Source organism: Acidicapsa dinghuensis, from assembly GCF_025685685.1.
Taxonomy (GTDB): Bacteria; Acidobacteriota; Terriglobia; order Terriglobales; family Acidobacteriaceae; genus Acidicapsa; species Acidicapsa dinghuensis.
This window is the reverse complement of record NZ_JAGSYH010000004.1, coordinates 97,330-113,350: the sequence shown is the minus strand read 5'-3', so window position 1 is coordinate 113,350 and position 16,021 is coordinate 97,330. Positions and strand designations below refer to the sequence as shown.

The window sequence follows — 16,021 nt, the reverse complement described above, 5'->3', positions numbered from 1 at the left end:
CGAATTAAGAATGGCCCTGAGATATCCGGTTGGTAACTCGACAGTCTGTCTGTTATCGTTCCATCGGATTCAATCCCAGCCTGAATGACTCGGTTTTGACAGTGAGCCGGTCCCAGAAGACTTTGATCGAAAAAGTCTCAGGTTGATTTGTGTTTTCGGAGAAGTGATGTTAACTCGCCGGTTCTTGGTTGCACTTACCTTAGTTCTCTTTGCCGCAACGTCCTCACTCAGCTTGCAATCACAGCAGACTCCAACCAGGCCCTTCAGCTCTCAGGCAAACATTCTTGCGGGACAATCTGCCCACAATTATGCAGCGCTGTCTCGGATGCAACGATTTGGAACCTCGAATGCCGCGCTCGCTTCCAAACGGAAGCCCAGACTGATCCCGCAAACCTCCGCGCCCTCCTTGCCGTCCTTCGGGGGATTCTACGCCTCGCCAATCATCGCTGATGCTGGGCAGTCAGGGTCCTTCATGGTTGGAGGCGATTTTGACAAGGATGGAAAACCGGACTTGATGGTCGTCAATCCGGGTGTCGGCATCTCTGTATACCTGAACGATGGAAGCGGCGGGTTCAAGGCGCCGATCTCTTCAAGTCTTCCCGTAACCGCAAATGGAATATTCACTCCGTATTTCAACGATGCTCAGGTCGTAGACCTTAACGGAGACGGTTACCCCGACCTGATTCTGGGAGGTGGTACTTTCCAGCCTTTCCTCTCCGATGTCAAGTTTCTGTGCCTGCTGGTCTCACTGAACCAGAAAGATGGCACATTCGCACAGCCGACGATGTTGATGCTTCCGAATCCCAACGGTCTCTTCGTAGACAGCTACGCATTTTCGGTCGGTGCCACGACATCCTCTGGAACTCCGGACATTGTGGCCGGGATCGTTTACAGCGATGGCAGTGTCGCCAACGATGAAGTACTGCTGCAGACATTTGCGAATGATGGCTCCGCGACATTCACACCGGCGGCATACCAGGCGTATGTTCCGTCCGGCGCGAAGATACCCATAAGCCATATTGCTGCTGTGTTGAGCGATGCTGACAGCGATTCAAAACTTGATCTTCTGCTTGATTTGGATCAGGGCTCGCAAGAGAGCTACGTCAACGTCCTTCACGGAAACGGCGACGGCACGTTCAATCTGAGCCCATTGTCGATAGTCGATTTTCCGACATCCATCCTTACGACGGGAATGGATTCAACTTTCCAAGCCCAAAGTCTGACGGGCAGTTCAACACGGGCTGATCTTGTCCTGAACAACTCGGCAGGCACCTATGTGGCCTTGAGCAACGGCGACGGTACATTTCAAACACCGCAGTTGGTAGCTGGAGGGCAGACCTCTTACGAAAACCAGGTGGCGGATATCAACGGCGATGGAAAACCCGACCTGATTGTTGAGAGCGATGGCGCGCTGATCTCATATCTAGGTAATGGCGACGGGACCTTTGGGCCGATCGCGGGAACCGGCAGTGTCTATGCAAATTTTATTGAACCGTCGTTGCAAACCGTCATCGCCGATTTCAATGGAGACGGGAAAGCTGATTTTGCCAATCTCAATTTCGGCGGCTACATCGGCCTCGGACTAGGAAACGGCGATGGCACGTTCCAGACTTCTCCGCTGCTTTATTCGAACCAGACACCGACCTTTACACCCTCTGGGTTCCTGGGCGAAGTAGCCCTCGATCTGAATGGCGATGGCGTTACCGATGTATTGGGTACCGGGCATCAGTCGCTCATAGCTGCTCTATCCGGAGGAAAAGGAAAATTCAGCTATGTGTCCGCTCTGCCGCCTTCGGCTTATCCAGTGCTCAACATCAAACCTATTACAGCGGATTTCAATGGCGATGGATTGCAGGACGTTGTTTTTACAGGCGATGACGGTACTGCAGGGGTAGCTCTCTCAAAAGGGGACGGGACGCTCAAGACGCCTGTCTTCGTGATTCAGCCGCCGACGAAATTGGCTTGTCTCCTTTTTGACGCAGCAACCGGCGATATCAATGGTGACGGCAAAATGGACGTCGTTTTTGCCTATCCAGGCGACAACTCCTGCGGTGGAGGCACTGCAGTCCCATCCGGATACCTCGTCGCGCTTGGCAATGGCGACGGAACGTTTAAAACTCCGGTTTTTACTCCGTACGGCACAGACGGTTTCACACTGGCCCTAGGCAATTTCCATGGAAAGAACAAGCCGCTGGATCTTGTTTACGGCGATGCGGGTGAAAATGGGCTAGGCAGTGTGACCTTTCTGACAGGCAATGGTGACGGTACCTTTGGTGCTCCTGCCACTGTGAGCACGGCAATTTCAGTCGATCAGATTCTCACGGCTGACTATAACCAGGATGGAAATCCCGACATTACTCTTATAGCTACTCCCATGGTCTATCAAAACGGCGTTTTCGTTCCTGGAAGCGCGAGCCAGCAGATTCCAGGCAATGGCGATGGTACGTTCGGCACGGCTGTGACTCTAACCGACGAAACTGTCAATCTCTATGGGAGTTATGCGGACGTGAATGGCGACGGAATTCCTGACTTGATTGGCGACGGGCAGGAGGGAGTGCTATCTGTCAGTCTCGGGACTGGTAGCGGACAGTTTGCAGCCCCAATCCATTATCTGTTTCTGGGCGGCGATCTACTGGCTGGAAACTTCCTTGGGGATAACACTTCGAGCTTCATCGGCTCTGGCGGTACTTCCGGTGGAACAGCCTTCCTCATGAACCAAGGTGGAACATCGCTTGCGGTGACCCCATCCGCTACCAGCATCACTCCGGGGCAATCTCTCACGTTGAACTCAGCACTTTCAGCGACTCTCTCGAGCCAGCCAGCTCCGACAGGCACTATCACTTTCTATGACGGTACAGCGCAGATCGGAAGCGGAGGCGTTGGAGCATCCATGACAACGTCTGAACTCGCCGCCGGTTCGCATATCATCACGGCTGTTTATTCCGGCGACAGTCACTTTAACCCGAACACTTCGGCCGCTGTCACTATTACCGTGGCAACGCCTCCTCCTCCACCGTCTCCTGACTTTACCTTTACCTCCGCAGCATCCACACTTACGATCGCGAAGGGTTCGAGTGGGACATTGCAGTTCACCGTGTCAACCAATGCGAGCCTCAGCGCCAGTGCATCCTTCCAATGCTCCGGACTGCCTAAGGAGACCACCTGCAGCTTTTCTCCCGCGAGCCTGACCGTCGGGGCGGGCAGCTCTGGAACAACCACGCTCACAATTTCGACCACGGCTGCGTCGGCAAATGCCCGCCTTCGCGCCGACAACAGTGCAGCCGGCAAATGGGGCGGAATCGCTGCGGCGGGCCTCCTCTGCCTGTTGATTCCGCGCCGGAAAAGCCGCTGGCTGACGATGGTGCTTCTCCTGGCTTTTGGTGGCATGATGTCGATGACAGGGTGCAGTGGAGGTAACAGTTCCGGCTCGACAACTCCAACCGACCCTGGAACGCCGACCGGAAGCTCAACGGTCACCGTGACAGCTACTGCTGCTTCCGGTGGCTCAACGATTACGCACACATCAACCATCACGCTTGTCGTGCAGTAACTCTATCAAGTTCAATGAGTTCGCGTGGCCTGCGAGACAGAAGGTAAAGACGAACGCCGCCTGGAAGTAATCCCGGGGCGGCGTTCGACTTTCCACTCTCACCTTTCTCGCTCCGTTGCCGACTCCGATACCGCTAACATCCCCTATCCAGTAAATTCATCGAGAGTGGAGTTGACGTCTGAAGCAAACCGGCGCTACTCTCTTCGCAGATACAGGATTTGGCCGCCTACGCCATCCCGCTCCGCACACTGGCCGATCGAGGCTTCGTTTGCACCTGTATCGCCTCCGTCCTCAAGTTTCACCGCTTTCGACCGATCCAGTCCCATAAGCATCCAACTCACTGTAACTGTAACCCGCCGTGCCTTTGGGCAACGGCAATGGAGGCCGTCTGAAGACTACTCTGGAGATCACGCCGAATCTTGAGCCCCTGTTTGGGACCCGTGACGAAAATTTGAGACTGATGGAAGACTCGCTCGGTGTGCGAATCGATCTTCGTTCCGACGCGATACACGTCCAAGGGCCGGAAGAAAGCGTGGCCAGAGTGAAGCGGATCTTTGCCGACTTCGAATCACTGCGCCGCGCCGGCGTCCACCCGCACAACGGGGAACTGCATTCCATGCTGAAGCTGGTGGTCGCAGATCCTGCCGTGACGTTGCGCGCAGTGGCTGAGGCCTCGAAGCAGCGCTCAGCTGGCGTTAAGCGGACCGTGCAGCCACGAACAGTCAATCAGGGGCGGTATATCGCTGCCATCGAGCAGCACGACATGGTCTTTGGCGTCGGCCCCGCCGGCACCGGCAAAACCTATCTCGCTGTTGCCATGGCCGTAGCTGCTATGAACGCGAAGAAGGTCAGCCGTATTATTCTCGTGCGCCCGGCGGTAGAAGCCGGCGAGCGGCTGGGCTTTCTGCCTGGCTCGCTGCAGGAAAAGGTAGATCCGTACCTGCGGCCGCTATACGACGCTCTTTACGACCTGTGCGAACCGGAGCGCGTGGAAAAGATGCTAGAGAAGAACATCATCGAGGTCGCCCCGCTTGCGTTCATGCGTGGCCGTACTCTCAACGATGCCTTCATCATCATGGACGAGGCGCAGAACACCACCACTGAGCAGATGAAGATGTTCCTCACGCGCCTTGGCAACAACTCCAAGGCGGTCATCACGGGTGACATCACGCAGATCGACCTGCCCAATCCCAAGAAGTCAGGGCTGGTAGACGCGATCAACCTGCTTGAAGGCGTGGAAGGCATTCGATTCTGCCATTTTGAAGACGTGGATGTGGTGCGGCATACCCTCGTGCAGCGCATCATTCGCGCCTACGAAGGGAAATCGCAGCAGCAGGAGCTTCCACTCGATATGGGGGATGGTCCAGAAAACCGTCCGGTGCAGCATCCCGGCCAGCTTTCGAAGACCTCGAAGCCGCAGTAAAACTGCGGTTAAGTTAAGAATCCCGTATCATCAAAGTATCCGGGGCGGGTGCAGCGCATCCGCCCCGCGTTACGATGATCCTTTTCGATCCAGACCAACCCGAGGCCGTAAGCGGCTTTCCCCGGCTGAAACAGGCTCAAGCCGCGTCGAAAAACGGCGCACGTCGCCGCTCACCGCTGCCTGGCCGGGTAACGTTAGCGCGCTATCTGCAAGATGCCAAAGAGGCAGTGAAGCTGAAAGGCGAGGTTGCGCTTCTGCTCACTACGGACCAGGGCATCCGCAGCCTTAACCGGCGGTATCGCAACAAAAACAAGGCGACGGACGTGCTGTCGTTTCCAGCAGCCGTCGATAGTTTCTTTGGAGCCGGTGGACACGCAGGAGACCTTGCCATTTCAGTGGAGACTGCAGCAAAGCAGGCTGAGAGCCAGGGGCATTCGTTGTCCATCGAACTGCGTGTTCTGATGCTGCATGGGCTTTTGCATCTGGCTGGATACGATCATGAGGCCGATAACGGTGAGATGGCGCGTAAAGAGGCGCGTCTTCGGGCGAAACTTGGCCTTCCATTGGGATTGATCGAGCGTACCGATATCGCGAGGCCTGAGAAAACACGGCACAGCAAGAGTCCGGCCACATCCGGAAGATCAGGGAAGCAGCCTGGAACCAATGCCACGCGGAGCGGCAGATCATGAGCATCGGTTCGATATGTCTGATCGCTGCCCTGGCGGCCATCGTTTCCCTGGCGGCCTACATGGCGCGCGTCTACGCGGAGTTCGGCAAGATTCTCTCGCGCGAGGTGCAGGACAATCTTGATGCATGGGAACAGCATGTCGAGCCACGGCTGCGCATGTCCCGCGAGCGCGCCGCTGTCGCTTCCTCAGTGCTGGTTACGCTTGCTGTCGGGTTCATGGCTCTGGAATTCGGAGCCATTCTCTTCGATCACGGTGCTCAGCTGGGCCGTCCGACGGGTGAGGAGATCGCCCAGGCGATCCTCGCCATTGTCATGATCACGGTCGTATGCACGCAGCTTATTCCGTTTCTGCTCTTTCAGCGCACTGAGGGGATATGGGTTGTACGCCTCATCTGGCCGATTCGGTTTCTGTTTCTTCTAATCTCTCCCGTAACGCTGTTTGTCAGCTTTCTGCTTTCGATAGCAACGCTGGCCGAGGAGCCAATCACCGAGGAAGAAGAAACAGCCGGGGACGTCGAAGCTCTTCTTGAGGCAGGCGAAGAAGAGGGCATTCTTGAAGAAAGCGACCGTGCTCTTGTGCGTTCCGCTGTGGAGTTCGGCGACAAGCTGGTGCGCGATGTAATGACGCCACGGCCTCTCATTTTTGCCGTGCCGGAGTCGTTGTCACTTGAGGGATTTCTCGAGTCTCTGCGCGAACATAACTACTCGCGTGTACCGGTCTATGCGGGCACGCTCGACGCCATCACCGGCATTGCCTTCGCACATGACCTGCTGCAGATTACTGATGTTGCTGCACGCACCCGTACGGTAGCCAGCATTCAACGCCCGGCGGCTCTGGTACCCGAGACGAAACGCGGCTATGAACTGCTGCGCGAGATGCAGCGCGAAAAGCAGCACATGCGTATCGTCATCGATGAGTATGGTGAAGTTGCCGGGCTGGTTACGATTGAAGATTTGCTCGAAGAGATTGTAGGCAACATCAGCGACGAGCACGAAAAAGAGGAAGACACGCGGGTGGAAGAGCCGCAGTCTGAAGGCGACGGTGTCTGGCTGATCCCAGGCAGCTTCCCTGTGGACAGGCTTGCCGAACTGGTTGGACCCGAATGGCATCCTGAAGAGGATTACGAAGCGCAGACCGTTGGCGGCTTGGTCAGCGAAGCCGAAGGACGAATTCCTCTGCCCGGTGAAGTGGTCGAGGTTGGCTCGGTGCGGCTGGAAGTGATAGCGTCAACCGATCGCCGCGTGGAGCAGCTGCGCATAAAGGCCATTCAGCCCACAATTGCTGCCTCGGCGGATGATGCAAGTTTTCCCGAGGATGAAACCCGGTCCTCAAACCATTTGGAAGTGGAGTAACTCGCATTGCGTTCCGGATTTGTATCTATCCTTGGCAGGCCCAACGCGGGCAAAAGCACTTTGCTCAATGCCCTCGTCGGCGAAAAAGTCGCTATCGTTACCAGCAAGCCACAGACCACGCGCAATCGGATCACGGGCGTTCTTGAAGTTCCTGCCGGACGTACCGGCAAGTCCGGCAAATTGCCTGCGGCGCAGATTGTCTTTGTCGATACGCCAGGCGTGCACAAGCCCGGCACGCAACTTGACCGGCGCATGCTGCAAGAGGTCTACGACGCTCTTGAGGAGCGCGACATCGTCATTCTTTTGGTGGACGCCAGCCGCCAGTTGCAACTCGATGAGCCGGAAGCTGGTGAAGCTCATGCGGAGGAAGCAGGGACTTCACCTTCCGCAGGCCCCGCACCAGAGGGCAAAGCCTTGCCACGCCACAGCCGAGGCTGGAAGAGCGAAGATGAATTCGTTCTGGGTTTGATTCGCAAGCTCGATTGTCCGGTCTTTCTCGTCATCAACAAGATTGATCTTGTACGCCGCGAAGAGTTGCTTCCTCTGATTGAGCGGTTACGTCAGCAGCACGCCTTCACGGAAGTCATTCCTATCAGCGCTCGCAAGCGAGATGGCCTCGATATGCTGCTTACCAAGCTCATCGAGTATCTGCCGCAAGGCGAGCGCTATTTTCCGCCAGAACAGTTCACCGATCAACCGGAGCGCTTTCTCGTTGCCGAGCTCATCCGGGAACGCATTCTGATGGAAACCGGCGAGGAAGTCCCGTATGCGTCGGCAGTCGTGATTGAGCGGTTTGAAGAGCCGCCGCCAGAGAGTACAAAGCCGAAGAAGCCGCGTCCCATCAAAGGCGGTGGATTTGCAGCACCCAAGCTGCCGCTGACGAGTATCGCGGCCGCAATTTACTGTGAACGCGACGGACAGAAGGCGATCCTGATTGGCAAAGGCGGCTCGAAGCTCAAGGCCATTGGCGCCGGAGCGCGCAAAGAGATTGAGTCTCTGCTAGGTACTCGCGTCTATCTTGAACTTCGCGTGATCGTCGAACCGGGCTGGCGCGAGTCGCGCGGATTTATCGAAACCCTCGACTGGCGCAAGCAGATGGAAGAAATGGCGGCACGTCAGGCTGTTGAGGAGCCAGACAAAAACGAATCGTAGATTTTGCGCTGCCCGTTTTCATGCCTCCACGCGTCCACGGCCCGTGGCTTTCACGTGATACATGCGCTGATCGGCCGCGCCTAGAATCGCATGGACAGTGCTGCCGTCTCCAGGATAGGTAGCAATTCCGGCGCTGGCTCTGATACGAAGCTTGAGATCATTCCCGAACACAAAGATGCTTTGCGCGAGCTTCTCATGGATGGCGCGTGCCAGTTGTAAAGCTTGCTCGCGCGTAGTTCCGGGCATAAGAAGGGCAAATTCATCGCCGCCGTAACGGAAGCACTTATCGCTCGGTCTGCTGAGTGTTTGGAGGCAACGCCCTACCTTGGCCAGTAGCTCACTGCCAATCAAATGACCATGTTGATCATTCACTTCCTTGAAGCGATCGAGATCGAGAAACACCATGCTGAGCGCGCTGGAGTGCTTCTGTGCAGCCTCGAGTTCCTGACTCAAGAGGTTGTAAAGGTGACGCGCGTTGTACAGGCCGGTAACATCGTCTGTAATAGTCAGATGCTGAATGCGTGCGACGTCCTGCGCATTCTCAATAGCAATTGCAGCATAATCAACAAGAATATGCAGGAACGCGATGAGATAGTCGGAGTTCGCATCCGGGTGCGGATTAAATATTTCCAGCACTCCAAGTGTCCCTTTACGTCCGCGTATCGGTAGGCCAATGGCTGAGCGAACGACAAAGCCTATTCCTCCGGCGGCTGATCCAAGCCGCGAGTTGGGAGAAGCTTCCGGTACTAGAAGCGTCTCTCCATGCTGGGCAACCCAACCGGCGAGTCCCTCGCCAACTGGAATGCGAATATCACCTAGCCGCTGATTCTCTTGCCCATCTACGGAGACGTAGTACAGCTCGTTCCTTTGCGGATCCAGCATCAATAGCGCCCACAAGTCAGCCTTGATGTAGCGTTTTGTGTATTCGCTCACGGTGCGCACAATGGAGCTCAGATCTAGCTCAGACATGAGTGCACGAGCTAATTCATGGAAGACCAGCAAGTCGTCCAGTGGACCCCGGTTTGCCACAGCCTCGTGCATATGGACTACGCCCAACAGAAAGAATGCGGCTAACAAGAACCGGGGGAGGGTTCATATCGATCATACGCGACGGTAAGGCCGCTGCAATAACCAGTAACGGGCAGTACTTAGCCGCCGATATGAACCATAGACCGGGATGGCTTCAGAAACCCGGGTTCACCTATGTGGTGCCGTGCTTCCTTCTTCTCCACAGTGTTTACGATGAATTTGCGCAGATCTTCGTCTGACGCGCCTTTTCTCAGTTGGCCATAGACGTCATGCTCGAAATTCGAAAACAGGCACGTCCTGATTTTCCCGTCTGAGGTCAGCCGGACCCGGCTGCAGGCTCCACAAAACGCCTGCGTTACAGGCGCAATGACGCCGATCTCACCTTTGCCATCGGCAAATCCATACCGTCGTGCTGTTTCACTTACTGAATTTGCCGGCAAAGGTGTGAGCGGAGCCACTCTGTTCAGGCGTTCGACTATCTCTCTCAAACCGACAACCACATCAGGACTCCAGAGCCGGTCTTCTTCCAGCGGCATGAATTCAATGAAGCGGACGATTACATTTTCCCGCCGCGCAAATTCGCCGAAAGCTTCGATCTGGTCGTCGTTGAATCCACGCAGCAGCACGCAGTTGATCTTGATTCTTCCGAATCCCGCGTCTTGAGCAGCACGAATGCCACGCGTAACCGCGTTGAAACTACCAGGAACCCGTGTAACGCGCTCGAACGCAGCCTCTTCGACTGCATCCATGCTTACCGTGATGCGGGTTAATCCTGCTTCCTTCAGCGGTTTCGCCAGTTCGTCGAGCAAGTGTCCATTCGTCGTGATAGCCAGATCGAGCGGATGGCCGGAGGGAGTACGCCATCCGGCAAGTTCGCGGACCATATCGGGAAGATCCCGGCGCAGCAAAGGTTCGCCCCCCGTCAACCGCACTTTCTCTATGCCGAGATCGACGAAAACACGAATCAGCCGGAGATACTCATCTGTCCGCAGCTCCGCATATTGCGCCCCGGCCTGTCCGGTCCGGCAATACACACACTTGTAGTTGCAGCGGTCTGTCACCGATACACGCAGATCCGTGATCGCGCGACCATGGCTATCCCGAAGTGGATGTGAGGAAGAAGCTGAAGCTTCGACGAACTGGGGAATTGCCGCCACTTATATAGGGTATCTCAGGACACAACATATGATCCGCTGTTGCGGATCATACCCATAAGATGTTCGGCATCAGCAGATGCTGCTCAAAAACAAGATTAGTCAAGCCGCACGGTGCCGCGGCGCATGATTGTGCCCGTCGCGCCGCAAACCAGAACAATGGACACAGCCAATGCAAAGTAATAGGCCATCGGATGCATCCAGCCCGGCGAATAGGTCAGATCCTGGCCGACCCACAGCGACAGCACCACAGCGATAACGGCAAACTGCCCGGCGATCACCTGTAGCGTCAACCCCCAATCGCGCCGGCGATCCAACGCCTCAACCTGTTCTGGTGTCAGATTGCGCTCTTCCGGGGGAAGAAAGGTGTTCGCCATGTCTCGTATCTCCAGCCGTGAGTAGAAATTTGTATCGCTTCAACGTGATTGTAAATCGCCGCACCGGGAAAGATGCAATACGATGCGGTGAAGAAAACAGGGATTCCGGGACATATTTGCCTGCCCGGAAATGGCTCTTTGCCTGAAACAGCGTGTTGCCTACAGAAACGCCAGGGTTTGCAGCGTTGTGATCTCAAAACGCTTGCGGCATCGCACGTTTCCGCAGGCGACCAGATCGTCTTTGCGCACCATGTAAGGCTGCGCTTTTGCAAATCGTGCGCGGTCCCGCTCATCGGCGTTTCGTGGCAACTGCGCCCGCTTGCGGCGAATCACCCAGTTAACCTTGAACTCACTTGCCTGACCACAGTGCGGGCACACCAGCGTATGAGTCCGCAGCTCAGTGGTTTCGTTGAAAAAGTCCTTCTCTTCTAACATGCAAACAACTCCCAACTACTACAAAACGGGAACCGAAGACCTGGAAAACAAATTTCGATCAAGCCATGGCTTCCCGCTCCAAAGTATTCCATACTCGGGAGTGTCATGACGAAGCGAAAAGAAGAGAAGTTCTCTGTAACCAAGGCGGTGAAGTCGAATGCGCGTGACCGGGTAGGGCAACCAAAGCCGAGCCGTATTCTGGAAGAAAAGCCTCGGGACCAGATTCGCGATCAAAAGCACAAGCAGAGTCTTGAGGAAATCATCGAGTCGTCCGAAGGAGAGGAATAGCGATGGGAAAAGTGGTAGGACTTGGCGGCGTTTTTCTGCGGGCGCGTGCTCCCAAAGAGTTGCACCAGTGGTATCACGATCACCTCGGCGTTCCGCTGAGCGAGTATGGCCAGGCGGTCTTTGAGGGGCCTGAAACTCACGGTCAAACTGTCTTTACGTTTTTCCCGCAGGAGACGGAGTATTTTGGATCGAAGGAACAGCCGGCAATGCTGAACTTTCGCGTCGACAAGATCGATGAGGTTCTGGAACGACTTGGTGCTGCGGGTGCCTGGATCGATCCAAAGCGGGACGATTCTCCCTATGGGCGCTTTGCGTGGTTTCGCGATCCCGAAGGAAACCGCGTCGAGCTTTGGGAACCTGCTTCCGAGGACGCATAGACCTGGTGCGTTGCCAGCCTTAGTTTTCGTCGGGAGCAACTTCGCTGAAAGGACTGGAAGTCTCGCGCCACGGATCAAATCCGTTGATTCCGGATTCTGTTCGGTGAAACACCGGGCAAGCCGAACCACCAGACAACGGAGTTCCATGTGCGCGTGTCACGTGCAGCCGGTCCATTAGTACCAGCCGCACACGTTGACCGGTTGCTTCAAGAGCTTCCGGTAGCGTTCCGTCGAATTGATTGCGGTCAATGAAGACAACCAGCGCGGCATCCGCTGGGTTGTCCAGACTCTGCCCTACGCCAATTCCGAAGATCGCTGAGCCGGTTTTCAGTATGCTCGCCGCAATCTTTTCTTTTTCTGCAAGAGCCGAGGCAAATGAACCCGCACGAGGTTGAATCGTGACCGAGGTAGAAGCGTTCGCGTCAGGATTCAGCGCTGAAACGGGCAAAACGCCCGTCGTTACGGAGCGAACGGATGCCGGGATAGGGGAAAGACCATTGGCGACTGCCGCCTGGTATACCGGCGGGTTGACGTAGAACAGAATGACAGCCGTGCCCAGATGGTCCTTACTCTGGCCGATTCCGACCCGCTCAATGCCAGCAGACGGATTGATCAGCAACTGCGCAAGCGGCATTGCGGTTTCGGCTTTTTCCTGCTCATTCGCCGTCAAGGCGATTGTGCCGGCTTCCGGAGAATTCCTGTTGGTGTCATAGCTCACACAGGTCACCGAGTGATCCTGTCCGCCAATGTAGGAGTAACTGGTGGGACCATTCGTACCCGATACCTGATGATCCAGTGCGCTCAGCACCTCAGACGCAGGATTGGCAATCGCCTGCTCAACTCCGTGTACATCGGTTCCCCCGGCAAAGAACAGTCCAACCGGTTCGGCATTGGAACTATCCACCACCAGCGCACCCGAGTCTCCCGCGTCGGAGAAACCCGTTCCCGAGACTGCAATCTGGTCTGTAAAGCGCTTCGTCATGGACCGAGTCGTCTCGGCGCAATCCGTGAAGTAGTCCACCAGCACATCGACATTGACCGCCGAAACCGGAGCGCAGGTAAGCCCGGTAGTGCGCCCGCTTTTTGCCACCATCATTCCCAGAGACGCCTTTTCCCCCTGTCCATTTGTGGAGGAAATGCCTGGTGGCGCTGCTGCAAGCGTCCCATCCTGTTGTCGCGTGCCCAGTTCGAGAACATTGCCTTTGCTATCCACCAGGCCGGGCGAGACGCGCGCAATTGCCGCGTCCACATTGGTCTGCGCGGAACTGAGCGCCGGGTACCCGGTTAAAGTCGCCACAGGCGTCGTCCCTGGTCCGATTCCGTACGGGGTGCAGCCATTGTCGATCAGCCCCGGCTGAATTACGGTTTCTCCCGGAATGGCCTGGTCGCTGCGCGCGAAGACATGGTTGTTGCTCAACACATACTGGTTGCCGCTCGCGTCCTGCAACAGCGCTCCGAGCGTACCTCCGCAGCAGTCTGTCAGCTTTCCGCCGTTGGAGTCGTAGTCAGCGTTGCTTCCCGCCGAGGAACCCATCGGTACAGGCAGAAACTGACGCGCCTGATGCGCTGCCGGGTCGCTGTTGATGCCAGCGGCATTCAACAGAATTCGCGTCCAGCTCGACGGTTTCCCGGAGCCCGCCGATCCGAGCAGATACACCGCATGGGAGGCCGCAACCGACGCCGGAGCAGTGTAAGTAACGGAGCAAACGGTATACGCGGGGTTTGTCCCATCCACAGCTTCGCGCCTGCAGACCGGCGCGCTTAGGCTGCCTTCTGTGCTCGGCGTTCCCGTTGGGTCCGTGGCGAGTGAAAAATGAATGCCGCCGTTCCCGCCAACTTCAGCAATCGATCCGGAAACAGTTACTGATCCATTCGCCCCCACCGACAAATTTCCCGGAGAAAGCGGCTGCAGGAACCCAGGCGTCACGGTAAGCGCGAGGGAGGCTGCCGACGTATTGGCGGCAGATGTGGCTCCTGTAGCAGTCGCTTCAACCTGCACAGAGACCGAGTCCCGCGTAAGGTATGCGGGAGGCGTATAGACCCCCTCCGCATTGATGCTGCCCACCCCGGCATTCGGATCGCCACCCGTCAGCTTCCACTGAACATTCGCTGGATCACCGCTCGCGAGCGTTGCCGATAGCCGCGTCGTCCCGTTGGTGTCGAGATGAGTTGCATCCGCATGGATGGATAAGTTTGCTGAGTCTGGGCCGAAAGCAGAGACATGTCCGCCGCAGCCGGCCACGACAACAATTGCCGGGCCAAGCAGCAAACTCAATCGATGGCTAAATATCCAGCGCAAGCCACACTACTCCCATACCAGTGTATGGGTGAGACGCATCGCGACGGCTCAGGAAATCACGCGACGCAGGAATGCCCGGACTCCGAGACTGCCCAGAATTCCCAAAAAGAACGTTAATGCCAGCAAAATCGCCCAGACCGGCATATGTTCCACGGACGGTGTTACCGCTGCGCGAAGGCCTTCGCTCATGTAAACAATGGGATTAAATAGCACGCCATACTGGAGCCAGACCATCTGCTTCAATCCAGCCCATGGATAGTACACGCAACCCAAAAAAGTGATCGGCACCACGATGATCGAGAACACAAGGCCAATCTGCTTCGGATTGACCGATGCTCCGATAGTCAGCCCCAGCGCTCCCGCCAGCAGGCTCGACATGACCAGCACCAGCGCGAAAAGCAGCCAGTTCTGAATCTCTGGATACACCGGTTTGGCCGGAATCCAGATCGCCATCGGAATCACCATCAGCGCTCCGATGATGCTTTGCATTGCCGAAAAGCAAATCTTTTCGATTGCCACTGCAGCCACCGGCACTGGGCACATCACACGGTCGTCGATCTCGCGAGTGATGCCGAACTCGGTTGAGAGCGGCAACGCCACAGCCGCAATGCCGCTGAACATGATTGCAACCGCCATCAGACCCGGTAGCAGAATCGTGCCAAACGACGTTCCCGCCCCACCTGCCATTGGGTTTCCGCTCGACATGTGTGGCATCACAAACGTGAAGACGAAAAGAAACAGCAGCGGCTGCATCCCAACACGCAGCAGAAACGGCCCAAGCTCCCTCGTCAGCACGCGCAGATCGCGCAAAAAAAGCCCGGCAAAAGCCTTAAGGAAAACCATGCCCCCAGAGCGGTTAGGTGCACCGGTGGCTGTCATCTCGCTCGCAGCGCTACTCACGCAAATCCCTCCCGGTCAGGTGAATGAACACGGTCTCAAGGCTAGGCTCGGCAATCGAGATGTCGCGCAAACCCAAAGGCGAACAAACCTGAATAAGTTCAGGAAGCAGCCCATCCACGTTTCCGGCAAAGACACGCACGCCTTCCGGTATCCGCTCTGCACCGTCGACTCCGGCCAGAACCTTCATCTTTTCAGCGATGGAATCAGCGCCATCTATGTTCCGCAGCTTCAGATCAATGACGGTTCGGGCGCCGTGTGTATCCTTCAAAACCTGGGGCGTACCGAGCGCCAGCATCCGGCCACGGTCGACAATGCCAACACGGTCGCTGAGCGCATCGGCTTCTTCCATGTAATGCGTGGTCAGCACCACCGTAATGCCTTCCTTCCGTAATCCCTCGACCGCCTCCCACATGGCGATGCGGCTTTGCGGATCGAGCCCAGCGCTTGGCTCATCGAGAAACAGAACCAGCGGCCGGTGGGCAATAGCGCGCGCAATTTGCACTCTCTGCGCCATGCCGCCCGAGAGCTGCGCTGGATACGCCTTACCGCGCTCGCTCAGCAGAAACTGTGCCAGCAGCGCGTTGCTGCGGCTCTTTGCCTCGCTGTGCGGCATGCCAAAATATCGGCAATGAAAATAGAGGTTTTCGTAGATTGTCAGCGAGCGGTCCAGCGTGTTGAACTGCGGCACCACACCAATAAATTGCCGCGCTCGCGCCGGATGTGCCACGACATCGATTCCGTTGATCGTGACAGTGCCACTGGTGGGTAGTGTTCGCGTTGTGCAAATGCCGATCGTGGTTGTCTTGCCCGCGCCATTCGGCCCCAGTAGGCCAAAGATCTCACCCTGGCGCACTTCGAGATCGATGCCATCCAAAGCAACCACGCGCTGCTTGCCTTCGTAGACCTTCTTGAGCGCTTTGATTTCGACGATGTATGAATTCATAGGAATCGGCAGTGGGATTTCTGCCGCATCTGGCGAAATCCCACGCATTTTGT

The 16,021-nt window shown here is 56.4% G+C and carries 14 protein-coding genes; 7 read left to right on the top strand and 7 right to left on the bottom strand.

All coding sequences use genetic code 11. From position 1 onward, the window contains the following. Positions 1-325: 325 nt before the first annotated feature. From OHL22_RS11485 to era, 5 genes are all read left to right on the top strand, one after another. Complete coding sequence (locus tag OHL22_RS11485) at positions 326-3,550, top strand: FG-GAP-like repeat-containing protein (RefSeq protein ID WP_263337164.1); 3,225 nt, start codon at positions 326-328, stop codon at positions 3,548-3,550. A 388-nt stretch (positions 3,551-3,938) separates the two neighbouring features. Next, positions 3,939-4,973 (top strand): PhoH family protein, encoded by a 1,035-nt coding sequence (locus tag OHL22_RS11480; protein WP_263338889.1) that lies wholly within the window; start codon positions 3,939-3,941, stop codon positions 4,971-4,973. Between the two features lie 74 nt (positions 4,974-5,047). Then, positions 5,048-5,662, top strand: a complete 615-nt coding sequence (gene ybeY / locus OHL22_RS11475) for an rRNA maturation RNase YbeY (RefSeq protein ID WP_263337161.1) — start codon at positions 5,048-5,050, stop codon at positions 5,660-5,662. Then, positions 5,659-7,014 (top strand): hemolysin family protein, encoded by a 1,356-nt coding sequence (locus OHL22_RS11470; protein WP_263337159.1) that lies wholly within the window; start codon positions 5,659-5,661, stop codon positions 7,012-7,014. The genes ybeY and OHL22_RS11470 overlap by 4 nt, the downstream gene beginning before the upstream one ends. A gap of 6 nt (positions 7,015-7,020) precedes the next feature. Next, entirely contained in the window at positions 7,021-8,166 is a 1,146-nt protein-coding gene (gene era / locus OHL22_RS11465; protein ID WP_263337156.1) for a GTPase Era, read from the top strand. 18 nt (positions 8,167-8,184) lie between these two features. Here the strand turns inward: era and OHL22_RS11460 are convergent, their stop codons facing one another. The 4 genes from OHL22_RS11460 to OHL22_RS11445 all read right to left on the bottom strand — a co-directional run bounded on the left by OHL22_RS11460 (position 8,185) and on the right by OHL22_RS11445 (position 11,161). Next, entirely contained in the window at positions 8,185-9,135 is a 951-nt protein-coding gene (locus OHL22_RS11460) for a GGDEF domain-containing protein (RefSeq protein WP_263337154.1), read from the bottom strand. A 179-nt stretch (positions 9,136-9,314) separates the two neighbouring features. Continuing rightward, the gene (moaA, locus tag OHL22_RS11455) at positions 9,315-10,352 is read right to left on the bottom strand and encodes a GTP 3',8-cyclase MoaA (RefSeq protein ID WP_377819179.1); all 1,038 of its coding nucleotides are present in this window, start codon (positions 10,350-10,352) and stop codon (positions 9,315-9,317) included. Between the two features lie 95 nt (positions 10,353-10,447). Next, positions 10,448-10,726, bottom strand: coding sequence for a hypothetical protein (locus tag OHL22_RS11450; RefSeq protein ID WP_263337152.1), 279 nt, complete (start codon positions 10,724-10,726; stop codon positions 10,448-10,450). Positions 10,727-10,885: 159 nt separating this feature from the next. Next, positions 10,886-11,161 (bottom strand): hypothetical protein, encoded by a 276-nt coding sequence (locus OHL22_RS11445; RefSeq protein WP_263337150.1) that lies wholly within the window; start codon positions 11,159-11,161, stop codon positions 10,886-10,888. 105 nt (positions 11,162-11,266) lie between these two features. Between OHL22_RS11445 and OHL22_RS11440 the strand changes: the two genes are divergently transcribed. After that, on the top strand, positions 11,267-11,449 hold the full coding sequence (locus OHL22_RS11440) for a hypothetical protein (RefSeq protein WP_263337148.1): 183 nt from the start codon (positions 11,267-11,269) through the stop codon (positions 11,447-11,449). Between the two features lie 2 nt (positions 11,450-11,451). Beyond that, positions 11,452-11,826: a VOC family protein gene (locus OHL22_RS11435; protein WP_263337146.1), complete on the top strand. Its 375-nt coding sequence runs from the start codon at positions 11,452-11,454 to the stop codon at positions 11,824-11,826. Between the two features lie 19 nt (positions 11,827-11,845). Here the strand turns inward: OHL22_RS11435 and OHL22_RS11430 are convergent, their stop codons facing one another. The 3 genes from OHL22_RS11430 to OHL22_RS11420 form a co-directional block, all read right to left on the bottom strand. Then, the gene (locus OHL22_RS11430; protein WP_263337143.1) at positions 11,846-14,101 is read right to left on the bottom strand and encodes a S1 family peptidase; all 2,256 of its coding nucleotides are present in this window, start codon (positions 14,099-14,101) and stop codon (positions 11,846-11,848) included. A gap of 72 nt (positions 14,102-14,173) precedes the next feature. Beyond that, a complete protein-coding gene (locus OHL22_RS11425; protein ID WP_263337141.1) occupies positions 14,174-15,025 on the bottom strand; it encodes an ABC transporter permease in 852 nt (283 codons plus the stop codon). After that, a complete protein-coding gene (locus OHL22_RS11420) occupies positions 15,018-16,016 on the bottom strand; it encodes an ABC transporter ATP-binding protein (RefSeq protein ID WP_263337139.1) in 999 nt (332 codons plus the stop codon). Before OHL22_RS11420 ends, OHL22_RS11425 begins: the two co-directional genes overlap by 8 nt. Positions 16,017-16,021 lie beyond the last annotated feature (5 nt).